The organism is Shimia sp. MIT1388, assembly GCF_047124445.1.
Taxonomy (GTDB): Bacteria; Pseudomonadota; Alphaproteobacteria; order Rhodobacterales; family Rhodobacteraceae; genus Shimia.
The window spans coordinates 2,930,534-2,952,708 of the sequence record NZ_CP138921.1 but is presented as its reverse complement, the minus strand read 5'-3'; the positions used below and the strand labels follow the sequence as shown (position 1 = coordinate 2,952,708).

Genomic DNA, 22,175 nt, shown 5'->3' with positions numbered 1-22,175 from the left:
TGGGTGATCTGATGAAGAAACTTCTCCCCATCATCCTTCTTCTGGTTGGCATTGGTGCCGGCGTTGGCGCAGGGCTTGCCCTGCGTCCGGAGCCTGCGCCAGTGGAGCCAACCGAAGCAGGCGAAAGTGAAGAACACGCCGAAAAAACAGCCAAAGGCGACGAAGAGGAAGGCCCGCCATCCGGTCGTGAGTACATCGATCTGGTAGATCAGTTCATTGTGCCAGTTGTGAATGATGACGCTGTTGCATCGCTGATTTTGATTACACTCACAATTGAAGCGGAAGCCGGAAGTCGCGAAGCGATCTTTGAGGCGGAACCCCGCATTCGCGGCGCACTGCTGCAAACCATGTTTGATCATGCCAATATCGGCGGCTTCAACGGGGCCTTCACCAACTCCAGCAAGCTGGACCGGCTGCGCAAAACCTTCCTGGAAGTGGCCCAAAAAGCCTACGGCGACGAGATCACCGATGTGTTGATTGTGCAGATCACCCGTCAGGACATCGCTTAATCCATAGGCCTCAATATGACAAAAAAGGCGGCGCTCATCAGCGCCGCCTTTTTTGGGTGTCTGAAAGATCAGTTGGCTCACATGCCGCAGCTCAACTTGCCTTCCATGATCGAATCCACCAGCGCCACTGCCCGCATTTGACGGTGGGTTTGCACCTCGTGCTCCAGAAGTTTTTCCATCACATCGGCCTTCCCAAAGTGCTTTTGGAGATCTTTATAGGCCATCTCCTTGCGCACCATCACATTGGCCAGCTGATGGTTCAGGATCTTGCGGTTACGCCCAATCCAGCTGTTCCAGGCCAGGTCGCCGCCGGTGATGCGCATGGCGGTGTCGCCAGTCAGTGCGTCGCGTCCGTTCTTTTCCTGCTCTGTCAGATCGTTGAGCAGCCCGCGCAGTTTGTTTTCCTCTGCTTGAATGGATTGCATCGCCGCCTGCGCCTTCTGATAACGCGCCTGGGTGATCACATTCAGCTCTTTCAGATCGTCGCTCATACGCGGCCTTTCATACGTTGACGCATGGCGTCGGCAAATCGGATGGCAGCCGCCACCGGCGCATAGTGATCCGGGGGCACTTCCTGGCCAATTTCCACAACCGCGTGCAGCGCCCGTGTTGAAGGCGGATCGCGGTGGATCGGCACAGCGTTTTCCTGTGCCACTTCGCGGATTTTGGCGGCAACTTCGTCCACACCTTTGGCGACACAGACCGGCGCGGCGCCGGGCATGCGGGACCATTTCAGCGCGACGGCGTAGTGCGTCGGGTTCACCATGACCACATCCGCATCCGGTACATCCGCCAGCATCTGGTTCATGGCAATTTCCTGACCTTTTTGACGCCGCTGCTGTTTCATATGCGGATCGCCCTCGGCCTCTTTGCTTTCGTCGGTCATTTCCTTGCGGGTCATCATGTTTTTGCGAATGTGCTCGGCACGCTGCCAGAAATAGTCGATCACCGCGATCGAGGCGGAGACGACAATCACAATCATCAAAAACTCAAGCATCAGGCGGCCCAGAAGGGCGGGGACCATGATCGCATCAAGCTGAATGGCGGAAGCCATTTCCGCCATACGTGCCTTCAGGAAGAAGCCAAGGCAGACCGAAAAGATAACCAGCTTGGCAAAGCTCTTGGCAAACTCAAACAGACCGCTGCGGCCAAATTTGTTTTTGGCGTTGGAGATCGGATTGATGCGCGACAGTTTGGGTGCCAGTTTGGATGGCGTCACCAGAAAGGCGCGCTGGGCTATCACGCTGAGGATCACCGCGACCATCGGCACCACAAACCAGGGCGCCACGGACGTTATGGTTTCGAGCATGATCCCGCCAAGCGGCGTGGACGGATTGCCCTCAAACACCATTGGTGCAAGTTCATCCGCCTGATCCAACAAAACCATCAAACCGTTGCCTGCCGACTTGATGGTGGCGGCGCCAACGGTCAGAAACGCCAACGTCAGGCCGAGGTAGCCAGCCGCCACAGAGACATCCATGGACTTGGCGATCTCGCCTTTTTTGCGCGCATCATCCAGTTTCTTCTGGGTGGGCTCAAAACTCTTTTCGCTGTCGTCGTCCTGACCGCCGCCGCTCATCTCAGGCCCTCAACCGGGTTGATCATGAAGGCCTCCATCGCGCCCCACCACAGGGTGAGCAGCGCGGGCGCCACAAGGAACAAAAGAAACAGGCCGCCCGCTGTGATCAGCGGCGCACCCACGAAGGCCACCATCAACTGCGGCATGGCGCGGTTGATCACGCCAAGCATCAGGTTGTAGATCGCCGAAATAATAACAAACGGCGCCGCCAGGCGGAACGCCATGTTGAACGCCTGTGCCATATGCGGCACGCCCCATTCAGTCATGATTTCCCGCGGCGGAAAGGTGCCAGCGGGGAACAGCATGTAAGATCCGATCAGATAACGCGCGACATAGACGTGCAGCCCCATTGTCACCGCCAGCGCGAGACCTGCAATCACCAACACATTACCAATCGCTGGCAGTGGTTCGCCCGCCGCGCCGCCCAAAAGCTGCGCCAAAGATGTCGACTGACCGGCAATTGTGCCTGCGGTCTGCAATGCAAACACAAACATGCGAATGCCAATGCCCATCAGAAAGCCACTGATGGTTTCGGTCAGCGCATATTGCGCAATCAACGGGAACGTCGGTTCAGCGCTTTCAAACACCGGCACGGCTGGCGCGACAATGACAGTGAACGCCAAAGCCAAACCCAGCTTGATGCGCGTCGGCACCGAGGTCTCGCCAAAGGCTGGCAGCAAAGCCACCGCTGTGCCCACCCGCAAAAACACCAAAAAGCCGTGCCAAAGCGCGGCTTCTGTGGTGTTCAGAAGGAAGAGGGCGGTCTCCATCATGCGGCAACAACCCCAACAAGGGCGGGCCGTGCATCCAGTCCAATTTCCTCAAAACTGAGCACAGGATTGGAGATGCCCTTGGCGCTGAGCACCGTGCGTAGGAAACGCCGGCGCCTGGTAGACGTCACAAGCGCGGCAAAAATCCCGCTGTTGCCTGCATCAGTCATCCGGTCGGAAATCGATTGCGCCAGCGCGTTGAATACATCCGGCGGCAGCGCCACATCCATGCCGCCCGCGTCGCCATCCACTTGATAGGTCGCAAAAGTGTCTTCCCACTCCGGAGCCAGCTGGACCAAAGGAATGGTACCATCGTCGCGCTTCAGATCGGAAATCAACTGGAAACCTAGACGCTGACGCACATTCTCGCAGATTGCTTCTGGCTGCACGCTCACATGGCGCGCTTCGGCGATGGATTCCAAAATCAGCGGCATGTTGCGGATCGATACCTGTTCATCCAGCAGCATGCGCAAAATGCGGTGCAGCAGATCGAGCGGTACTTTGTCAGGCACAAACTCATCCATCATCCGGCGGTTGGCATCGGCCCGTACCGGATCAGACAGGTTCATCATCTCATCCAGAATGCGACGCAGCGCCTTGAAGGTCAGCAGACGGCCAAAGTTAGATTTGATGGTTTCCAGCAGGTGGGTCGCCAGAACTTCGCCAGGTGTCACAATGGTGATGCCTGCGAGAGCGGCTTTCTCCTGCGCAGCGCTGTCGATCCAGCGGGCAGGGGCGCCGTAGACCGGCTCGGACACATCCTCACCAGAAGGCAGCGAATCCGGGCTGTCACCAGCGAGCGCCAGAACCTTCTCCGGCTCCAGACGGTCACGTACCTGCTCTACGCCTTGAATGCGAATAGTGTAGGTGCCGTTAGGCAACGATGGTTCATCGGTCAGGCGGATTTCCGGCAGGATCAGGCCGTAAGTCGAGGCGACATGGGTGCGCATATTGGTGATGCGCGCATCCAGACCCGCGCCCGGATCGAGCACCATGTTCACCAGATCGGTGGCAAATTCCACGTGGATGTCGTCCAGATCCAGCACGTCGCCGATGGGCTTGTCGCGCGGCAGAACCGGTGCGTCTTCCTCATCGGTTTCAAGGCTGGCTTCGGCCTCTTCTTTCTTCTTCTGGTGCAGGTAATACGCGGCAAAACCAAGCACACCACCACCCGCCAGGAAGGGCAGGAATGGCAGGCCAGGCACCAGCGCAAACAACATCATCAGCACGGCCACGGTGGCAATCGCAGGAGGATAGTTGCCCAGCTGTTTCAGCAGGGTCAGATCGGTGGAGCCGGTGGTGCCACCACGGGCCAGCAGCAAGGCAGAGGCAATCGAGATGATCACGGCCGGGATCTGCGTCACCAGGCCGTCACCCACGGTCAGAATGGCATAGGTCTCAAACGCCTGGCCAATCGGCATGCCATGAATGGCGACGCCCATGATCAGGCCCATCACCAAGTTCAACAGCGTGATCAACAGGCCGGCAATCGCATCGCCTTTCACAAACTTTGACGCACCATCGAGCGAGCCAAAGAAGGTGGTTTCCTGCTGCTCGCGCTCTCGGCGGGCTTTGGCTTCGGCGTGGTCAATCGCACCGGCGGACATATCGCTGTCAATCGCAAGCTGCTTACCAGGCATGCCGTCGAGGGCAAAACGCGCGCCCACTTCGGCCATCCGAGTGGCACCTTTGTTGATCACCATGAAGTTCACGATGAGCAGCACACAGAACACCACAAGTCCCAAAAACACGCTGCCGCCCATGACGAAATTGGCAAAGCCTTCGATCACATCACCCGCAGCGTTGGTGCCGGTGTGACCTTGCCCAATGATCAGCTTGGTCGAGGACACGTTCAGTGACAGGCGCAGCATCAGCGAGGCCAGCAGGATGGTGGGGAAGGCGGAAAAGTCCAACGGACGCTCAATAAACAGCGTCACAGTGAAGATCAGAATCGCGAGGGCAAAAGACGCGGCCAACCCGATGTCCAACACCCAGGAGGGCATCGGCAGGATCATCATGACAATAATCGCCATCAGGGCGAGGGCGAGCAGGATCGTCGGGCTAAAAAGCGCTTTGATGGAGAAGGTTGGGTTCACGGATTACCCTCCATTGCTCAGCAGTGATCGGCCCGATCCGGACCCAAGCGGCACAAGAGAGCCCATCGTGCCAGTTGAACCGCTGCGTTGAAGCAGCGGGAAGTTGTTTTCGCGGATCACATTGGCAGTGCGCTTCACCGGCATCAGCGCCTGATCCGGCGATTGCGCCAGATCGCGTTTAAAACTGGCTTTGATTGTGGCGGCATTATTGGAGGGGCGAGCTTGATGGGCCGCGTCATCCCTGTTGTGGGTTTCCGCGCCATCGGTGCTGTCTTGTACAAATATGGTAAAAACCAAAAGGAGACTTGTCACAAGTCCCAGAAGACCGATTGTGATGGCCTTGAGTGAGTCGCCATAGAATCGCGACATCGCGTTGAAAACGTACTGTTTTTTCATACCGATAGCTTTCTGCCCCAGTTCAAGGCCCAAGCTATCGGCGCATGGTTAAGATGTGGTAACCGGTGTTAAGAAGATGGCTCGGTCACGCTGTGCAGATCGAGCAATTCGCCCAGCACGCCTCGGCTCTCCGCCGCCCCCTCCAGCAAGGCCCGATTGCGCGCCAACATGCCTTCGGTCACACGATCTGCGGCCGCCTCGGCCTCGTTGCCTTCTTCCGGCGGCAAGAGATAGGTGGAGGCGCGTCGCAAAACTTCGTTCTCTGACGCTGTGAGAGACGCCAGGTCGCCGTCTAGCCAGGCTTCGGTTTCAGCTAATCCGCGTTCGCCGAGCTCGGCCAGCAAACGCGCCGCACCGGCATGATCGCCAGCCATGGCTTTGGCTTGCGCCCGCAGGCGATCGGCAATCGGGGTTTCCATGCCCATCAACTCCGCTTCGGCGCGTTTCGGCAAGGCTTCCGCCAGAGCCAGACGGGCATTCAACAGGCGTTTCTCATCCGTCGGAATCACCGTCTGCGCGGCTTGCATCAGGCGTTTGGTTTCACCCAGGAAGCCCATCTCGAAAGTCTTATGGGCCAGCTGCAACGCAGTGGCTGTCGAAATCCGGCCAGGGGAGGCCAGACGTTCCTGAATCGACCAGGAAATCACCTCGAAATCATCGGCATGCTCCAACACGGCCATCACCAGTTGGCTGCGCACATCTTCAGCGGCCTCGGCTCCGTCGCGGGTCTCGATATCGTTGATGATTTTGAAGGCTTCACCAAATTCGTGCTCCATCATCCGCGCCAACGCATGCGCGCGGCGCAGATCCGGCCCCATGGCGCCGCCTTTGTGTTCCACAGCCAGGGCGCCGACCAAAGATACAGTCTCGGGTGAGGGCGCATCTCCTTGTGCTACGTGGGTCTCCACCAGGTCGATGATTGCTTTCGTGGAAATCTCGGTGTTCTGCGTGGCAATTTCCGTCAGCGCTTCGGTGGCTTCCTCGGTGTTGCCCAGTTCCGCGTTCAGCGTGGCTTCGGCAAACTCAAAGTTGATGTCCGGCTTGGGCGAAGTGCGCTCAATCCCGTTCAGAACCAGCATCGCTGCTTCTGTTTGACCTTGTGCAACCAACCGGTTGCTCAGCTGCGGCCCAAGATATTCACGCAGGTGACGTGGCATTTTCTGTAGCGCATCCAATGCGCCGTGGATTGCGCTTTCCCCAACCAGGGTTTCGCCCGACAGAGCGGCCCACATGGCTGAGTTTCCGGCGCAATGTCCCTGGCTCGCAAAAGACGGATTGTCCTCAGGCGGCTCGCGCCCATCCATGATATGCGCCATCGCAATCAGGATGTTGTTCTCGCCACTTTCCGGCAGCAGATCCATGATCTGCAGTGCTTCCGCGCCAAAGGAGTAATGCACATAGAGCTGCGCCAGTTCACGCAGGGCATCTTTGTTGGTGCGGTCAAACTCGCCTACAACCTCTTGACGCAGACGGCCAAGCTCCTGAACAAAAGTGCCTTCGCCGCTCCAGTCAGCGATGTTCACAGCCGAGTCCGGCAAACACATGCCGGTGGTCACTTGTCCGCTGAGCAGCGCCGCGATGTCGCGGCCCACTTCGTCCAGCACGTTGTAGGCGACGATGTTGAGATCTTTTCCAACGGCCGCTTGCGGCGGCACATGGTCCGAGCTGTTGAGCTGCGGCATCTGCGATTCAGCGGTTTTCACAGGTTTGCCCACCAACCCGCTGGTGTCTTCCACCTCGGGAGTTTGTGCCTGCAACAGGTTCTGATTGGCCGCGCGGTCAACCTGTTTGATCAGATCACCGCGCAAGACCTGCACCTGGGCGCTGCGGTCGACAAAATTGTCCAGGGCCAGCAAGTCGGAAAAATCCGGCTTGGGCTCGGCGGCGGCCACCTGCACCGGTGGTGGTGTCGGGCTTGCCGCCTCAAAAGACGAGAAACGGAACTGCCGCTGTGGTTTTTTCTCAACCGGCACAGCCTCGCCAAAAGATAGCGGCACCTGTGGCAGGTCGTCGTTCTGCGCGGGTGGCAGGTCGTCGCGAATGTCAAAGATCACATAGCGCCCGTCGTAAGGGATCGACACCACACGGCAGGCACAGGCCAGTTCCAGCTCCAACTCCCCAGCAGCGTCATTGGCAACAACATTGGCCAATCGGTCTCGCGGGATTTTGTCAAAGATGGTGCTGGTGCGCAGGTTGACGTCGTCACCCTCGATTTTGATGGTGTAAAACCGCCCGTCGCGCGACACGGTCCAGTCGGTTTGTGCCGATGGCAGCGTTGCCACCAAACGGGTGAAGTCTTCGTGCTCGCCGGACCGGAACAGCACGTCTTGTGCGGCCCCCGCAGAGGCCGCCAATACCATCGGAACAGCAAGCAGAAGCTGTTTCATGCCGCTTCCTTCTTCACTTCGGCCAGCGCCTCTTCCAGCTCCGCAAACTGCGGACGGTTGTGGCCCGGCGTGTTCTGACGCCCCACCTCGATACAGATGTTTGGCGAGTGGTTGTGCAGGTTCGCAATCAGCACCTCACGGATCAGCTGATAGAAATGCGCCTCATCCTCGACCACACCTTTGATTTTGGCGGCAAACGGACCCACCAGACCATAGGCGAGGAAAACCCCAAGGAACGTACCCACAAGCGCGCCACCAATCATGCCACCCAGAACCTCTGGTGGTTGGTCGATCGAGCCCATGGTTTTGATAACACCCAGAACCGCCGCAACAATTCCCAGCGCCGGAAGCGCGTCCGCGAGTGACTGCAACGCGTGATTGGGGTGCATCGCATGGTGGAAATTGGCTTCGATTCGCTTCTCCAACACCTCTTCCACCTGATGTGGATCGTCATAGTTCATCGACGCAGAGCGCATGGTGTCAGCAATCAGGTTGATCGCTTCTTTGTCCGCAGTGATGCGTGGGTATTTTTGGAAAATGTCAGATTCATCCGGGTTCTCGATGTGCTCTTCGATGGCCACAGGGTTTTTCCTGGCCAATCGTATGAGCTCAAACAGCAAACACAGCAGATCCTTGTAGTCATCCGGCTTCCATTTGGGGCCTTTGAAGACCTTGCCGAGATCTTTCAGCGTATGCTTCACCACAGAACCGTCATTGGACACCAGAAAGGCGCCCACACCGGAGCCGCCGATGATGATCATCTCAAACGGAAGGGCCTTCATAATCGGGCCAAGACTACCACCGGCAAGAACGTATCCGCCCAACACCATGATAAAAACAACAGCGATGCCAATAATGCCTAGCACGGGTTCAAACTCCTAGTAGCGTTTCAGTCCGACCATAGGCCGACGCCGGTTAACAAGTTCTCATTCGGTGGGGGTATTTGCGTTCCGACCGGCCAAAATTACGCTGATTGTGTAGGCCGCATCCGGGGCCATGCCCGCCATGACGCCCGCAGCGCTCTCCGGTTTCATACGTCCGATGAAACCAGCGGCAAATTTCGGGTCCATCTCTTCAAACAGAGCGGCCACATCCTTGGGCTTCATGGTCTCATACACCTGGGTGAGTCGCCCCAGATCGTCTTCGGCGGCTGTCTCAGACAGGGCGATCAAGCTGCGCAGACGCCCTTCGGCATCCTCCAGTGCGGCCAGTTTGCGGGTCACTTCGCCATCCGCCACATTCAGCGCTTGCAGGCGATTCTTGATCTCTGCTTCGCGTTGCTCGATGCGCTGTTCTCGTTCTTTGAACACAGCCATCAGCTCGCGCAGGTCTTCTGGCGGCTCACAGGTTTCCGGTTTGGCCATGCTGGCCAGCGGCGATTCAAAAAGCGGCTCTTCGCGCGCCAAAGCTTCGTTGGCACTGATTCCCACGCGCACGGTGGCGGAGCCAATCAAAAACGTCGCAATCAGAAACAGACTTCCTTTGGACTGTTTCCGGCGCGCTTTCTTCTTGGCCTTCGCTTTCCCTGCCGGGGCGTCCGGCTTGGTCAGCGTTTCCGCAGCCGCCTTGGCGCGGGTTTTCTTGGCGTCTTTTTTCATCACATACGCTCCAGTTAGGCGACGTGGCGTTTAAACATGGTGCCAGCTTCCGGCGCTTTGTCTTCTGCCGCAGGCTTCGCTGCCGCCGGTGCGGCCTCCGCCTGCATGGCTGCCAGAGCCATCGCCGCCTTTTTCTTGGCTTTCTTCTTGGCTTTTTTCTTGGCGCGACGGATCAACTTGGCTTCTTCTGCGGCAATGGCTTCTGCCTGCATCCGGGCCCAGTTTTCATCCTCAGCGGTTTCTTCCGCCGAATCGGGTTCCGCAATCTCTGCCTCTACAGGAGCCTCTGCCTCCGGTTCAGGGGTGTCTTCCACCTCTTCCGGTTCCGGCGCGGCCTTTGCTTTGGCAGGTTTTGCGTCTTCGATGTCGTGCATCGCCGCCATCATCAGCTCAAGACGTTTAGAAACCCCTTCCGCGCGTTGCGTCAGCGCTTCCAGGCGTTCGGTGGATTTTCCAGCGGTGCCTTGTGCGGCCTTCAGGGTGCGGGTCATGTCATCCACCTGGGCGGACAAAACCGCCACGGCCCCGCCCACACCTGATTCCAAATCGTTGAATTTGGACAGGCGACGCGCCAGTACAAAACAATAGATGCCTGCCCCGAGGGCACCGGCTACCAACAAGATATCTGCGATCAAGTTCATCTCGACACTCCTCAGTTCAACACGAATTCCATGACCAGAAGGTCGGAAACACGTTCAGGTCCGGTTACAATTTGTACGCGACGCAGCATTTGCGATCGCAAGGTCACCAGCGCATCCGGCGATTCGATGTCCGATGTGTTCAGCGCCCGCAGATAGCCGTTCAGCACATCCACAACACGCGGCAACACCCGCTCGACTTCTTCCTGATGATCGCTTGGCACTTCCAACTGGGCGCGGAACCGCAGGTAGTCGGCGCCGCCACTGGAAGTCAGTGAAACAATAAGAGGATCCATCCCGACGTAAACAACGTCAGGCAGTGCTTCGATCTCTTCCGCAGGCGCCGATTCTTCGGCCACTTCAGCAGAATCATTCCCCAAAATCATACCCGAATAGACGGCGAAAAATCCGCCGCCGCCGCCAACCAAAGCCAGCACGATCCCAATGATTAAAGGGAGTTTTGACGCTTTTTTCGGTGCGTCTTCTGTCTCGACAGTTTCGTCAGTCATCACAGGTTCCAAATTCTTTGTCCCTGCAACTTCTCCCACACAGAAACTAACCGATTATTAAGTCTGTTGAGAGAAACAGTTCGTGACGGTCGTGCAGAAGGTGCGATCCCACGGAGAAGAGACGTGCAAAATTTTTTGAATATGTGGACAGCAATGGACAATCGGCGAAAGGTGATCGTCGTATTGGCCACGATTGCGGTTTTTGCGACCGTATTGTCTTTGGGTCGGGTCGCCACCAAACCGGGAATGGCCCTTTTATATAGTGGTTTGGAAAGCGGAGCGGCCGGTGAGGTCGTCACCGCTCTGGAACAACGCGGTGCCATTTACGAAGTGCGCGGCGGATCTATTTATGTAGCTTCCGGCGCGCGAGACGAGCTGCGCATGACCCTCGCAAGTGAAGGTTTGCCCGCCAATACGACTCAAGGCTACGAACTGCTCGATTCGCTGTCCGGCTTTGGCACCACATCGCAAATGTTTGATGCAGCTTACTGGCGCGCCAAAGAGGGTGAACTGGCACGTACCATTGTTGTCAGCCCGCTGATCAGCCAGGCGCGCGTGCATATTGCCAACGCCTCTTCCAATCCCTTCCAACGGCATATTAAACCGTCCGCCTCCGTGACGATCACCACACCTGCCGGGGATTTGCCTAACAAACACGCGCAGGCCCTGCGATTCCTTGTGGCCTCCGCGGTCTCCGGTCTCTCTCCAGAAGATGTTGCCATTATTGATGGCAGCGGCGGTCTGGTGGGTGTGGCCGATGAAACCAGCACCAAAGTGGGCGACAACAAAGAAGAAGAAACCCGTCTGGCGGTGCAGCGCATGCTTGAAGCCCGCGTAGGGCCGGGCAATGCGGTTGTCGAAGTCAGCATCGAGACGGTGACCGAGACCGAATCCATCACCGAGCGGATTTTTGATCCTGCCAGCCGTGTGGCGATCAGCACTGACACCGAAGAGCGCAGCACTGATTCTCAAAATGCCTCAGGTCAGGTGACCGTGGCCTCCAACCTGCCGGATGGGGATGCCGCCGGTAGCTCCGGCTCCACCAACCAGAACCGTGAAACCCGTGAACGCATAAATTACGAGGTGTCTGAAACACAGCGCGAGATTCTGCGTCAGCCAGGCGCGGTGAAACGGATGACCGTTGCGGTGTTGGTGAACGGCACCCAAACCGAAAACGATCTGGGGGAACCTGTTGTGACCCCGCGTCCGGATGAAGAACTCGAAGCACTGCGTGAACTGGTGGCCTCTGCGGTTGGCTTTAACGAAGGCCGTGGCGACGTGATCACTCTGAAGTCGATGAATTTCCAGCCGGTCCTGCCAATGGGCACCTCCGCCGAATCCTCCATGTTCAAGGGTATGGAACTCGACCTGATGTCGATCATTCAAACCGCGGTGCTGGCCATTGTGGCGCTGGTACTGGGTCTGTTTGTGGTCCGACCGCTGCTGGCCGGTGGCGGCAGCCGCGAGCTGAACGAACTGGGTGACGCCCCGATGCTGCCGGATCTTGGCGGTGAAGACGGTGATTTCCCGGCCATGGCCCCAATGATGGGCGACATGGGCGGCGGCGACATGGGCATGCCAATGGCACTGGGTGACATGGGCGGCGACGTTGGTGGCCTGCCGGATCTTGGCGGTGGCCTGCCCGCGCTGGGCGGTGACGGCGGCGGCATGTCGCAATCTGACGCCGCAGATCGTCTGCGTGGCCTGATCAACGACCGCAAAGATGAAACCGTGGAGATTCTCCGCAACTGGCTCGATGATCGTGAGGAAGCCTGATGTCGATTTCCCATCTGTTTGAAGACTTTGGTGGCATTACCGCCCCGGAGCCGGAACCCGTCGCAACACAGGAAGAGGGCAACGAAGATGACATGCTCGAATCCTTTGAACAGGGCTACAAAGCTGGCTGGGATGACGCGATAAGCGCCAAGTCCGAGGAGCACGCCAGTGTGTCTGCTGCCCTCTCCACCAAATTGAACGACCTGTCTTTCACCTACCACGAGGCGCGCGAGGCGATTCTCGCTGACCTCGCCCCCACGGTAGAGAAAGCCATCATGACCGTGTTGCCAGAGGTGGCCCGTCAGGCTGTTGGCGCATTGGCGGTGGAACAGTTGCACCAGATTGTGCGCGAAAACAGTGAAACTCCGGTGGTGTTGTCCACAGCGCCGGATTGCTACCAGCCGGTCATCGACGTCATGCCCGAAGACCAAACATTCCCCGTCGAAGTGGTGCGCGACGAAAACCTGGCAGAAGGCCAGGTGCGTTTTGAATTTGCCCAACGCGAACGCCTGATTGACCTCAGTGAGGTTCTCGAAGCCGTCGCTGAAGCAATGGCTGCGTTCACACATGAAACACGCAAGGAGGCCCAGAATGGCTGATCCAACTCTTAAATCTGAATCCGGCAACCCTTTCACCTCTGTACCTGTGGAGATCACCATCTCCGTGGGCAAGGCACGCCCGTTGATCGGTGACCTGCTGAACATGAACGAAAACTCGGTTCTGCCGCTCGACAAACGGGTGGATGACCCGGTGGAGCTCTATGTCGGTGATAAGCTCATCGCCCGTGGCGAGCTTGAGGAAATGGAAGGCGGACAGGAAGGCCAGCTGGCCGTGCGTCTGACCGAAGTGGCAGAGTTCGAAAGCGGTCTGTGATGATCCGCGCGGCTTTTCTTGCCGTCACATTTTCCACCGTCTTTCTCTTTATGGCAGATCCGGCCGCCGCGCAGGATCTGTCCATTCCGATCACCCAAGACGGCTCGCTGACGGCACGCAGCATTCAAATCTTTCTCCTGATCACGGTCCTCAGCCTCGCGCCGGGGATCGCGATCATGGTCACCTGTTTCCCTTTCATCGTGACGGTGCTCTCGATCCTGCGTCAGGCCATTGGTCTGCAGCAATCCCCGCCCAATATGATGATGGTCTCGCTGGCGATGTTCCTGACTTACTACGTCATGGAACCGGTGTTCACACAGGCCTGGACCACCGGGGTAGAACCCCTGATGGCGGAATTGATCGACATTGAAACCGCCTTTGAGTTGACCACGGAACCCTTCCGCCAATTCATGGCGGCCCGTCTGGACCCGGACACCTATACCCATCTGGCGTCGTTGCGCCCGGATACGGTGGACACAGCCCCCGGCCCGGACTCGCCCCTGTCGGTTTTGGTACCCAGCTTCATGCTGTCTGAAATCGCCCGCGCGTTTCAGATTGGTTTCCTGATCTTCCTGCCGTTCCTGATCATCGACCTGGTTGTCGCCGCCGTGCTGATGTCCATGGGGATGATGATGGTCCCGCCCGCGATTGTGTCTTTGCCGTTTAAACTGTCGTTCTTTGTGATCGCAGACGGCTGGAGCCTGATCGCCGGCAGCTTGGTGCGCAGTTACTTCTAACGCCGCACGCGCCGCTTCCCTTTTGAGGCGGCGCGTGGCACACATCGGATGACACAATCCGTTAGCGCAATCAGGCGCGGAGCAGCCCCATGAATCTAAAAGCGACCCTGCTGGCCCTGCTGGCCTTTGCGATCTATTCCACCCACGATGTTGTGGTGAAACATCTCGGCGCGAGTTTTTCGCCGTTTCAGATCGTGTTTTTCTCGTCGCTGTTCAGTTTCCCACTGATCACCTTGATGCTGGTACGTGACCCCACGCATGGCAATCTGCGACCGGTTCATCCGTGGTGGGTGGCCCTGCGCTCGCTCTGCGTGGTGATCTGTCCCACCGCCGCATTTTACGCCTTTTCGGTTCTGCCATTGGCGCAAGTTTATGCGCTGCTGTTCTCCACACCTTTGCTGGTTACGGTACTGGCGATTCCCGTTCTCGGCGAAAAGGTGGGCATCTGGCGCATGTTGGCAGTTCTGGTGGGCCTCTTGGGGGTGATGATTGTTGTCCGTCCCGGCGCAACCGAGTTGAACCTCGGACACCTCGCGGCTTTGGTGGCCGCAGGCACCGCCGCATTGCAATCGGTGATCGTGCGCAAAATTGGCCAGGATGAGCGTCGTGTCGTGTTGATGCTCTATCCACTTCTGATCAGCGTGGCTGTCATGTCCGTTGCAATGGGCTTTGTCTATCAACCGGTGGCCGCGCCTGATCTGGCAGGGTTCGCCATTGTCGCGGTGTTTGGCTTCATCGCCACCTTGCTCATGGTCTCCGCCTACACCATCGGCGAAGCCGCCCTGGTGGCGCCGATGCAGTATTCGCAAATCATCTGGGCCGTGTTCTTTGGTATGTTGCTGTTTGACGAATCTCCAGACGCACCAACCTTGATCGGCGCCGCGGTGATTGTCGCCAGCGGCCTCTTCATCATCGCCCGCGAAGCCACCGGCGGCACGTCCGAACAAACCCCGGTTCTGCGCACCCGCTCGCGTGGTCTATCCCCCGGAAGTTTTCGTGTCAGCCAGGCGCTACGCCGACCAACACGCACTGATCTAGACTAACCCAAGCCCCAGCGCCGCCGCGAAAGGCGCATGGCCAAAACAGCTCCATTTTTTGAAGGTGCCAAAACAACAAAACCCCGCCAAAGGCGAGGTTTTGTTTGAAAGTGGTGAGCCGTATAGGATTCGAACCTATGACCCACTGATTAAAAGTCAGTTGCTCTACCAACTGAGCTAACGGCCCACTCTCTGTGTTGGTGCGCGGTTACTATGCCGACTGAACGGGGGGGTCAACCCGATTCTTGAGAAAAATTTCACGATACTGGAAAAGGCTGTTCAACGGGCGTATATGCGCCCAATGGATACACGTGTTGAAACCCCTTTGGCGTTCATGAAAATGCATGGGCTGGGCAATGATTTTGTCGTTGTCGACGGTCGTGCGCGCGCCTTTGATCTGACCGAAGGTCAAATCACCGCCATCGCGCACCGGCAAAAAGGTGTGGGATTTGATCAGCTTGCGGTGATCACCCAAGGTACCGAGGGCAGCAACGCAGATGCACATCTGACGTTTTACAATGCTGATGGCTCAACCTCCGCCGCTTGCGGCAACGCCACCCGCTGTATCGCGCGCCACCTCATGGATGAGTCGGGGGCTGAGTCGCTCACCCTGACCACGGATCGCGGCACGTTGTTTGCGCGCCAGGCTGGAAACGGTCTGGTGTCGGTGAACATGGGCCATCCACAACTTTTGTGGCACGAAGTGCCGCTCGCGCAGGAGATGGACACGCTGGAGCTGCCCATCGACGGGGCCCCGACCGCCACCGGCATGGGCAACCCGCATTGTACGTTTTTTGTCGACGATGTGGACAGCGTGGATCTTGAAGCTTTCGGCGCCGCACATGAGCATCATCCGCTCTATCCTGAGCGCACCAATGTGCAGGTCGCGCAGGTGATCGGCAAAAACCACATCCGTATGCGGGTCTGGGAACGTGGTGTCGGCACGACTCTCGCTTCTGGCTCATCCAGCTGTGCCACAGCAGTGGCGGCGGCGCGTCGGGGTCTCACAGGCCGTGAGGTGCAGATTGATCTGGATGGCGGCACGCTTTGGATCAACTGGTCCGAGGACGGCGTGTGGATGACCGGTGAGACCGAACATGTTATGTCCGGCCAATTCACCGCCGCCTTTCTGGAGCGGCACAAATGACCGCCGCCCCACCAAAATTCACCACACTGGGCTGTCGTCTGAATTCTTATGAATCAGAGGCGATGAAAGACATGGCACAATCCGCCGGTCTTGAGAACGCCGTGATCGTGAACACCTGTGCGGTGACCGCAGAGGCCGTGCGCAAAAGCCGTCAGGAAATCCGTCGCCTGCGCCGTGACAACCCGGATGCGCAGATCATCGTCACCGGCTGCGCCGCACAGGTCGAGCCCGAGACCTTCGCTGCCATGGGCGAGGTCGACAAGGTCATTGGCAACACCGAGAAAATGAACCCCGTCACCTGGCAGGGCATGGCCGCCGATTTCATTGGGGAAACCGAAAAGGTGCAGGTCGACGACATCATGTCGGTCACTGAAACCGCCGGGCACCTGATCGACGGCTTTGGCACCCGCTCGCGCGCCTATGTGCAGGTGCAAAACGGTTGTGACCATCGCTGCACCTTCTGCATCATTCCCTATGGTCGCGGCAATTCCCGCTCGGTTCCCGCCGGCGTGGTGGTCGATCAAATCAAACGGCTGGTAGACAAAGGCTTCAACGAAGTTGTGCTGACCGGTGTGGATCTGACTAGCTGGGGCGCGGATCAGCCGATGCAGCCCAAACTGGGCGATCTGGTCATGCGCATCCTGAAGCTGGTGCCAGACCTGCCCCGCCTGCGGATCAGTTCCATTGACAGCATCGAGGTGGATGAAAACCTGATGCTGGCTATCGCCACCGAGCCGCGCCTGATGCCTCATCTGCATCTGAGCCTGCAGCATGGCGATGACCTCATCCTCAAACGCATGGCGCGGCGGCATCTGCGGGACGACGCCATCCGCTTCTGCGAAGAGGCCAAGAAACTGCGGCCTGAAATGACCTTTGGCGCGGACATCATTGCCGGTTTCCCAACCGAAACCGACGCGCATTTTGAGAATTCACTGAAGCTGGTGCAGGACTGTGACCTCACCTGGCTGCATGTCTTCCCCTATTCCAAGCGCGAAGGCACCCCGGCGGCCAAAATCCCCAGCCAGGTGAACGGCAACGTCATCAAAGCTCGCGCGGCGCAATTGCGCGAAGCCGGGGCAGTACAGGTGGAGAAACATCTGGCGGCGCAGTTGGGTAAGACCCATCACATCCTGATGGAAAACCCCAGCATGGGCCGCACGGAACAGTTTACCGAAGTCACCTTTGACAGCCCGCAAGAGGAAGGGGCGATTGTGACCGCATCCATCCTTGATGTGCGTGGGCAACAGCTGGTCGCCTAGCGCTTGGGGGCCAGCCCCCAAACCCCCGAGATATTTCTGGAAAGAGAAAACAAGATGACTGAATTGCCCGTTCTCTATTCCTTTCGCCGTTGTCCCTATGCGATGCGCGCCCGTTTGGCTGTTGCGGTTTCTGGCGTAGCGGTGGAGCTGCGCGAGATTCTGCTACGTGACAAAGCACCGGCGTTTCTGGCGACCTCGCCAAGTGGCACGGTGCCCTGCCTCAAAGCAGGCGATCTCGTGATTGACGAAAGTCTCGACGTGATGTTCTGGGCGCTGCAGCAAAATGATCCGGAAGGCTGGCTGGATATGCCGGAGCTGGTCCATGAGTTGATCGCCGAGGCGGATGGGCCCTTTAAGGCCGCGCTGGACCACACCAAATACCACACCCGCTATCCGGAGCTGGACTCGGAAAAGTCACGTGCCAACGCCATGGCGTTTCTGTCCAAATTGGATCAACAGATCGGTGACAAACCCTGGCTATTTGGCGATACGCCGAAGCTGGCCGACATGGCGATTTTGCCGTTTGTGCGCCAGTTCGCGTTTATCAACAAACCCCGTTTTGATGCGGATGCGGGGGCCAACCTCTCCCGCTGGCTGGAGGCCTTTATCGCGTCCGAGCGGTTTGCCGCGATCATGCCCAAACTGCCGATGTGGCGCGAAGGAGATGCGCTGCTGCGCTTTGAACGTGCAATAGCGGTTGCCAATCCGTAATCGCCCCTGCACGATCGCGCCAAATCAGAGACGAGGCGCATCATGCATCCCAATCCGGCATTCCGCGGCACCGCAGAGGATAAAAACCTGGCTTTTGCCAAGGAGCGTGGCTTTGGCATGCTCGCAATCTCCGCACCCGACGACGCACCAATGGTGAGCCACGTGCCGTATCTTTTGTCCGAAGACGGCAAAACCGCAGATCTACACCTTGTGCGCTCCAATCCCATGGCCCGCGCCGTAAAAACCGCCACTCCTGCGCGATTGGCGGTGAATGGGCCGGACAGCTATGTTTCCCCGGATTGGTACAACGCGGATGATCAGGTCCCGACGTGGAACTATGTCGCGGTACACCTCACAGGCCAGCTGTCCCCGCTGCCACAGGACGACTTGCCCGATCTTTTGGACCGCCTGTCTGCGCATTTTGAAGCCAACCTGCTGCCAAAGCCGCCTTGGACCCGTGCCAAGATGAGCGGCGACGGCTTTGAGCGCATGCTGCGCATGATCGTGCCCTATCGGCTCACAATTGACGACGTGCAGGGCACCTGGAAGTTGGGGCAGAACAAACCCAATGACGTGCGCCAGGCTGCGGCGGATCAAATGGCCGCCTACGGTTTTGGCAGCGAGGCCCGCGAACTCGCCGCTTTGATGCAATCCCCTTTTGCCGACCCCGATACGGAGTAATTGAGATGTCCAAATTGCAGTTGATCCATTCCCCGGCCTCTCCCTTCGTGCGCAAGGTACGTGTGACCTTGGCAGAGACTGGCCAGACCGACGATGTGGAGCTTACGCGCGTGCACACCACCGCACTCAGCACTGCAGATGAGGCCGCCGCCGCGAATCCGCTGGGCAAAATCCCCGCACTGGTGCGCCCTGATGGCCCGGCGATTTACGATAGCCGCGTGATCTGTCGCTATTTGGTGGCCCGCGCCGGGGCGGACCTTTACCCTGAAGACCGCCTTTGGGATGTGTTGACGCTGGAAGCCACTGCCGACGGCATTCTCGAAGCCGCCGTTCTGATGGTTTATGAAAAACGCCTGCGCCCGGAAGAAATTGTGTTTGACGATTGGCTCAGTGCGCAATGGGGCAAGGTGGAAGGCGCGCTGGACGCGCTCAATGAACGCTGGATGAGCCACCTGTTTGGTCCGCTCGACATGGGTCAAATCGCTGTGGGCTGTGCGCTGGGCTATCTGGATTTCCGCCATGACGCCCGCAACTGGCGCCAAGGACGGGATGGTTTGGCAGGCTGGTACGCAGAGTTTTCAAAACGCGAAAGCATGCAAGCCACTGTGCCAAGCGATTGAACACAAAAGGCCGCGCTTCCAATCAGGAGCGCGGCCTTTTCGCACAAACATCAGTCTCTATTCCGCCGCAATCGGCGTTTCTACCTTCTCAACCTTCACAGCCGAGAATTTGAACTCCGGGATCTTCCCGTATGGGTCCAGCGCTGCGTTCGTGAGGATATTCGCCGCCGCTTCGACATAGGCAAAGGGCAGGAACACGTTGTCCGGCGCCACCGCGCGATCCGCCCGCGCCATGACGGTCACAGAACCGCGCCGCGTGGTCAGCGCCACATACTCCCCAGCTTCAACACCGAGCTTGCGCAGCGTCGACGGATGCAAGGAACAGTTCGCCTCTGGCTCCAACGCATCCAGCGTGCTGGCGCGGCGCGTCATCGAGCCGGTGTGCCAATGCTCCAACTGACGACCAGTGATGAGTACCATCGGATAGTCTTCGGTCTGCTTGTCGTCCGGCGGGATCACCGATGCTGGCGTAAACCGCGCGCGTTTGTTTTCCCGTGGGAAACCATCACCAAACACAATTGGCTGGCCGGGGTCTTCCGGCGACAGCGACGGATAGGTTACAGCCTCGCCTTCCAAACGCTCCCAAGTGATGTTGTTGAGCGAGCCCATGTTGAGCTTCATCTCGGCAAACACCTCTTTGGGGTGGCTGTAGTCCCAGTTGAGCCCCAGCCGCTTGGCCAGCTCGACCTCGATCCACCAGTCTTCCTTGGCCTCACCCGGAGGTGGGGTCACAGGGCGGCCCATCTGCACCTGACGGTTGGTGTTGGTCACCGTACCGGATTTCTCATGCCAAGCTGAGCTTGGCAGGATCACATCGGCATAGTTCGCTGTTTCCGTGAGGAAAATATCCTGCACCACCAGATGATCCAGCATCGCCAGCGCCGCACGGGCGTGGTCCACATCCGGGTCCGACATCGCCGGGTTTTCACCCAGAATATACATGCCTTTGATGTCGCCATCATGGATTGCATGCATGATCTCCACCACGGTGAGGCCTTTTTGCGCAGAGAAATCCTCGCTGTCCCAAACCTTAGTGAAGGCAGAGCGCACACCGTCGTCCATCACCGACTGATAGTCCGGCAGGAACATTGGGATCAGCCCCGCATCAGACGCCCCTTGCACGTTGTTCTGCCCGCGCAGCGGGTGCAGACCCGCACCGGGTTTGCCCACATTGCCGGTCATCAGCGCCAGTGAAATCAGGCAGCGCGCATTGTCCGTGCCGTGAATGTGCTGAGACACACCCATGCCCCAGAAAATCATGCCGGCTTTGCCCTTGGCAAAGGTCCGCGCTGCGTCGCGCAGCAGTTCTGGATCAATACCGCAAATCGGCTCCATTGCTTCTGGAGAGAAGTCCTTTAGATGCGCTTTCATTTCCTCCCAGTTCTCGGTGAACTCGGAGATATAAGCTTCGTCGTAAAGCTCTTCTTCGACGATCACATGCATGATCGCGTTCAGCATGGAGACATCCGCACCCGGCTTAAACTGCAGCTTGTGGCTGGCGTGTTTGCCAAGGCCCACCCCCCGTGGGTCACAGACAATCAACTTGCCGCCGCGTTTGGCGAACTGTTTGAAATAGGTCGCCGCCACCGGGTGGTTTTCAATTGGGTTACAGCCAATCGCAATCGCCACATCGGCGTTTTCGATCTCGTTGAACGTCGCCGTCACCGCGCCGGAGCCGACGTTTTCCAACAGGGCCGACACCGAGGAGGCGTGACACAGCCGCGTGCAGTGGTCCACGTTGTTGTGGCCAAAGCCCTGACGGATCAGCTTCTGGAACAGGTAGGCTTCCTCATTGGAACACTTCGCAGAGCCGAATCCGGCAACGTTCGTGCCTTTTTCTGCTCGCAGCTTGTCCAATCCACCCGCCGCGGCATCCAGTGCTTCGTCCCAGGTTGCCTCGCGGAAATGCGTGAGCAAATTGCCCGGATCGACGTTCAGGCCTTTCGCGGGCGCATCGTCACGACGGATCAGCGGTTTGGTCAAACGGTGCGGATGCTCGATGTAGTCAAAGCCAAAGCGGCCTTTGACACACAGGCGGTTTTCATTCGCAGGCCCGTCGATGCCCTCAACATATTTGATCTTATCGTCTTTGACTTTGAAGCTGATCTGACAGCCCACGCCGCAGTAGGGGCAGACGCTTTTGACTTCGCGGTCATAATCCGCGCTGTCGCCCGCGCCGGTTTCGTCCAACACAGCCGCTGGCATCAACGCGCCGGTGGGGCAGGCCTGCACACATTCGCCACACGCCACACAGCTCGACGCCCCCATGGCGTCGTCCTGATCAAACACAATTTTGGCTTCAGCCCCGCGCCCACTCATGCCAATCACATCATTGACCTGCACCTCGCGGCACGCCCGCACGCAAAGATTACAGTGAATGCAGGCGTCCAGGTTGACGCTCATCGCCACATGGCTGGCATCCAACAGCGGCACAGACTCGGGCGCTTTGGCCGGGAATCGAGACTGTTCCACCCCAACTTGCGCGGCCATGTCTGCAAAATGGCTGCTGGCGTCGTGCTTCACCTCGGGCTGATCGGCGACTAAAAGCTCGATCACCATCTCCCGCGCTTTCACCGCCCGCTCGGATTGGGTGTGCACCACCATGCCCTCAGTGGCAGGGCGAATGCAGGAGGCAGCCAGGGTGCGCTCCCCTTCCACTTCAACCACACAGGCGCGGCAATTGCCGTCCGGGCGATAGCTTTTGGCCGGTTTGTGGCACAGATGCGGGATCACAAATCCTTGCCCGTTGGCGGCATCCCAGATGCTGGTGCCTTCGGGTACGGTCACGTCCTTTCCATCGAGGGAAAAGGTCACGGTGTTGGTCTGGCTGGCGTCAAGCATGGCGACCTCGC

The 22,175-nt window shown here is 58.4% G+C and carries 22 protein-coding genes and 1 tRNA gene; 11 read left to right on the top strand and 12 right to left on the bottom strand.

From position 1 onward, the window contains the following. The first annotated feature begins 11 nt into the window (after nucleotides 1-11). Nucleotides 12-509: a flagellar basal body-associated FliL family protein gene (locus tag SIB92_RS14645; protein ID WP_412552736.1), complete on the top strand. Its 498-nt coding sequence runs from the start codon at nucleotides 12-14 to the stop codon at nucleotides 507-509. Between the two features lie 77 nt (nucleotides 510-586). On the opposite strand, the gene SIB92_RS14640 is transcribed toward SIB92_RS14645, so the two are convergent. From SIB92_RS14640 to fliL, 10 genes are all read right to left on the bottom strand, one after another. After that, entirely contained in the window at nucleotides 587-1,000 is a 414-nt protein-coding gene (locus SIB92_RS14640; RefSeq protein ID WP_412552735.1) for a hypothetical protein, read from the bottom strand. Then, the gene (locus SIB92_RS14635; protein WP_412552734.1) at nucleotides 997-2,088 is read right to left on the bottom strand and encodes a flagellar biosynthesis protein FlhB; all 1,092 of its coding nucleotides are present in this window, start codon (nucleotides 2,086-2,088) and stop codon (nucleotides 997-999) included. Before SIB92_RS14635 ends, SIB92_RS14640 begins: the two co-directional genes overlap by 4 nt. Then, a complete protein-coding gene (locus SIB92_RS14630; RefSeq protein WP_299421391.1) occupies nucleotides 2,085-2,861 on the bottom strand; it encodes a flagellar biosynthetic protein FliR in 777 nt (258 codons plus the stop codon). Before SIB92_RS14630 ends, SIB92_RS14635 begins: the two co-directional genes overlap by 4 nt. Then, on the bottom strand, nucleotides 2,858-4,891 hold the full coding sequence (gene flhA / locus SIB92_RS14625; protein WP_412555845.1) for a flagellar biosynthesis protein FlhA: 2,034 nt from the start codon (nucleotides 4,889-4,891) through the stop codon (nucleotides 2,858-2,860). The genes SIB92_RS14630 and flhA overlap by 4 nt, the downstream gene beginning before the upstream one ends. A 66-nt stretch (nucleotides 4,892-4,957) precedes the next feature. Further along, a complete protein-coding gene (locus SIB92_RS14620; protein WP_412552733.1) occupies nucleotides 4,958-5,383 on the bottom strand; it encodes a hypothetical protein in 426 nt (141 codons plus the stop codon). A 35-nt stretch (nucleotides 5,384-5,418) separates the two neighbouring features. After that, a complete protein-coding gene (locus SIB92_RS14615) occupies nucleotides 5,419-7,737 on the bottom strand; it encodes a hypothetical protein (protein WP_412552732.1) in 2,319 nt (772 codons plus the stop codon). Then, nucleotides 7,734-8,603, bottom strand: coding sequence for a flagellar motor stator protein MotA (motA, locus tag SIB92_RS14610; RefSeq protein ID WP_294115554.1), 870 nt, complete (start codon nucleotides 8,601-8,603; stop codon nucleotides 7,734-7,736). Before motA ends, SIB92_RS14615 begins: the two co-directional genes overlap by 4 nt. Nucleotides 8,604-8,663: 60 nt before the next feature. Beyond that, nucleotides 8,664-9,335, bottom strand: coding sequence for a MotE family protein (locus SIB92_RS14605; RefSeq protein ID WP_412552731.1), 672 nt, complete (start codon nucleotides 9,333-9,335; stop codon nucleotides 8,664-8,666). Nucleotides 9,336-9,349: 14 nt separating this feature from the next. Further along, nucleotides 9,350-9,976 (bottom strand): hypothetical protein, encoded by a 627-nt coding sequence (locus SIB92_RS14600; protein ID WP_412552730.1) that lies wholly within the window; start codon nucleotides 9,974-9,976, stop codon nucleotides 9,350-9,352. A gap of 11 nt (nucleotides 9,977-9,987) precedes the next feature. Next, a complete protein-coding gene (gene fliL, locus SIB92_RS14595; RefSeq protein ID WP_412552729.1) occupies nucleotides 9,988-10,482 on the bottom strand; it encodes a flagellar basal body-associated protein FliL in 495 nt (164 codons plus the stop codon). A gap of 141 nt (nucleotides 10,483-10,623) precedes the next feature. On the opposite strand from fliL, the gene fliF reads away from it, so the two are divergent. From fliF to SIB92_RS14570, 5 genes are all read left to right on the top strand, one after another. Next, a complete protein-coding gene (gene fliF / locus SIB92_RS14590) occupies nucleotides 10,624-12,258 on the top strand; it encodes a flagellar basal-body MS-ring/collar protein FliF (protein ID WP_412555844.1) in 1,635 nt (544 codons plus the stop codon). Beyond that, a complete protein-coding gene (locus SIB92_RS14585) occupies nucleotides 12,258-12,857 on the top strand; it encodes a hypothetical protein (RefSeq protein ID WP_412552728.1) in 600 nt (199 codons plus the stop codon). The genes fliF and SIB92_RS14585 overlap by 1 nt, the downstream gene beginning before the upstream one ends. Further along, nucleotides 12,850-13,131 carry a FliM/FliN family flagellar motor C-terminal domain-containing protein gene (locus tag SIB92_RS14580; RefSeq protein WP_294115559.1) on the top strand — a complete coding sequence of 94 codons (282 nt, stop codon included), beginning with the start codon at nucleotides 12,850-12,852 and terminating at the stop codon, nucleotides 13,129-13,131. The genes SIB92_RS14585 and SIB92_RS14580 overlap by 8 nt, the downstream gene beginning before the upstream one ends. Continuing rightward, on the top strand, nucleotides 13,131-13,868 hold the full coding sequence (gene fliP, locus SIB92_RS14575; protein ID WP_412552727.1) for a flagellar type III secretion system pore protein FliP: 738 nt from the start codon (nucleotides 13,131-13,133) through the stop codon (nucleotides 13,866-13,868). The genes SIB92_RS14580 and fliP overlap by 1 nt, the downstream gene beginning before the upstream one ends. An 89-nt stretch (nucleotides 13,869-13,957) precedes the next feature. Beyond that, entirely contained in the window at nucleotides 13,958-14,911 is a 954-nt protein-coding gene (locus tag SIB92_RS14570; RefSeq protein ID WP_412552726.1) for a DMT family transporter, read from the top strand. Nucleotides 14,912-15,016: 105 nt separating this feature from the next. Here SIB92_RS14570 and SIB92_RS14565 read toward each other — a convergent pair. Beyond that, nucleotides 15,017-15,092, bottom strand: a tRNA-Lys gene (locus SIB92_RS14565). Between the two features lie 105 nt (nucleotides 15,093-15,197). Between SIB92_RS14565 and dapF the strand changes: the two genes are divergently transcribed. From dapF to SIB92_RS14540, 5 genes are read left to right on the top strand one after another with little or no spacing between them, the layout of a single operon-like run. Continuing rightward, nucleotides 15,198-16,052 carry a diaminopimelate epimerase gene (gene dapF / locus SIB92_RS14560; protein ID WP_412552725.1) on the top strand — a complete coding sequence of 285 codons (855 nt, stop codon included), beginning with the start codon at nucleotides 15,198-15,200 and terminating at the stop codon, nucleotides 16,050-16,052. Then, the gene (gene mtaB, locus SIB92_RS14555; RefSeq protein ID WP_412552724.1) at nucleotides 16,049-17,311 is read left to right on the top strand and encodes a tRNA (N(6)-L-threonylcarbamoyladenosine(37)-C(2))-methylthiotransferase MtaB; all 1,263 of its coding nucleotides are present in this window, start codon (nucleotides 16,049-16,051) and stop codon (nucleotides 17,309-17,311) included. The genes dapF and mtaB overlap by 4 nt, the downstream gene beginning before the upstream one ends. 54 nt (nucleotides 17,312-17,365) lie before the next feature. Next, complete coding sequence (locus tag SIB92_RS14550; RefSeq protein ID WP_412552723.1) at nucleotides 17,366-18,022, top strand: glutathione S-transferase; 657 nt, start codon at nucleotides 17,366-17,368, stop codon at nucleotides 18,020-18,022. 42 nt (nucleotides 18,023-18,064) lie between these two features. Then, nucleotides 18,065-18,703: an FMN-binding negative transcriptional regulator gene (locus tag SIB92_RS14545; RefSeq protein WP_412552722.1), complete on the top strand. Its 639-nt coding sequence runs from the start codon at nucleotides 18,065-18,067 to the stop codon at nucleotides 18,701-18,703. Between the two features lie 14 nt (nucleotides 18,704-18,717). Continuing rightward, the gene (locus SIB92_RS14540) at nucleotides 18,718-19,323 is read left to right on the top strand and encodes a glutathione S-transferase (RefSeq protein WP_412555843.1); all 606 of its coding nucleotides are present in this window, start codon (nucleotides 18,718-18,720) and stop codon (nucleotides 19,321-19,323) included. 57 nt (nucleotides 19,324-19,380) lie between these two features. Here the strand turns inward: SIB92_RS14540 and fdhF are convergent, their stop codons facing one another. Next, a complete protein-coding gene (gene fdhF / locus SIB92_RS14535) occupies nucleotides 19,381-22,164 on the bottom strand; it encodes a formate dehydrogenase subunit alpha (RefSeq protein ID WP_412552721.1) in 2,784 nt (927 codons plus the stop codon). Between the last annotated feature and the right edge of the window lie 11 nt (nucleotides 22,165-22,175).

Bases quoted from the DNA above. Each gene is read 5' to 3' on its own strand.
- SIB92_RS14570 (WP_412552726.1), top strand. From the start codon at position 13,958: ATGAATCTAAAAGCGACCCTGCTGGCCCTGCTGGCCTTTGCGATCTAT.
- SIB92_RS14600 (WP_412552730.1), bottom strand. From the start codon at position 9,976: ATGAACTTGATCGCAGATATCTTGTTGGTAGCCGGTGCCCTCGGGGCA.
- fliL (WP_412552729.1), bottom strand. From the start codon at position 10,482: ATGACTGACGAAACTGTCGAGACAGAAGACGCACCGAAAAAAGCGTCA.
- SIB92_RS14550 (WP_412552723.1), top strand. From the start codon at position 17,366: ATGACTGAATTGCCCGTTCTCTATTCCTTTCGCCGTTGTCCCTATGCG.
- fliP (WP_412552727.1), top strand. From the start codon at position 13,131: ATGATCCGCGCGGCTTTTCTTGCCGTCACATTTTCCACCGTCTTTCTC.
- fdhF (WP_412552721.1), bottom strand. From the start codon at position 22,164: ATGCTTGACGCCAGCCAGACCAACACCGTGACCTTTTCCCTCGATGGA.
- SIB92_RS14630 (WP_299421391.1), bottom strand. From the start codon at position 2,861: ATGATGGAGACCGCCCTCTTCCTTCTGAACACCACAGAAGCCGCGCTT.
- SIB92_RS14645 (WP_412552736.1), top strand. From the start codon at position 12: ATGAAGAAACTTCTCCCCATCATCCTTCTTCTGGTTGGCATTGGTGCC.
- SIB92_RS14605 (WP_412552731.1), bottom strand. From the start codon at position 9,335: ATGAAAAAAGACGCCAAGAAAACCCGCGCCAAGGCGGCTGCGGAAACG.
- SIB92_RS14545 (WP_412552722.1), top strand. From the start codon at position 18,065: ATGCATCCCAATCCGGCATTCCGCGGCACCGCAGAGGATAAAAACCTG.
- SIB92_RS14585 (WP_412552728.1), top strand. From the start codon at position 12,258: ATGTCGATTTCCCATCTGTTTGAAGACTTTGGTGGCATTACCGCCCCG.
- dapF (WP_412552725.1), top strand. From the start codon at position 15,198: ATGCGCCCAATGGATACACGTGTTGAAACCCCTTTGGCGTTCATGAAA.
- SIB92_RS14635 (WP_412552734.1), bottom strand. From the start codon at position 2,088: ATGAGCGGCGGCGGTCAGGACGACGACAGCGAAAAGAGTTTTGAGCCC.
- SIB92_RS14615 (WP_412552732.1), bottom strand. From the start codon at position 7,737: ATGAAACAGCTTCTGCTTGCTGTTCCGATGGTATTGGCGGCCTCTGCG.
- flhA (WP_412555845.1), bottom strand. From the start codon at position 4,891: ATGGCGATTATTGTCATGATGATCCTGCCGATGCCCTCCTGGGTGTTG.
- fliF (WP_412555844.1), top strand. From the start codon at position 10,624: ATGTGGACAGCAATGGACAATCGGCGAAAGGTGATCGTCGTATTGGCC.
- SIB92_RS14580 (WP_294115559.1), top strand. From the start codon at position 12,850: ATGGCTGATCCAACTCTTAAATCTGAATCCGGCAACCCTTTCACCTCT.
- SIB92_RS14640 (WP_412552735.1), bottom strand. From the start codon at position 1,000: ATGAGCGACGATCTGAAAGAGCTGAATGTGATCACCCAGGCGCGTTAT.
- mtaB (WP_412552724.1), top strand. From the start codon at position 16,049: ATGACCGCCGCCCCACCAAAATTCACCACACTGGGCTGTCGTCTGAAT.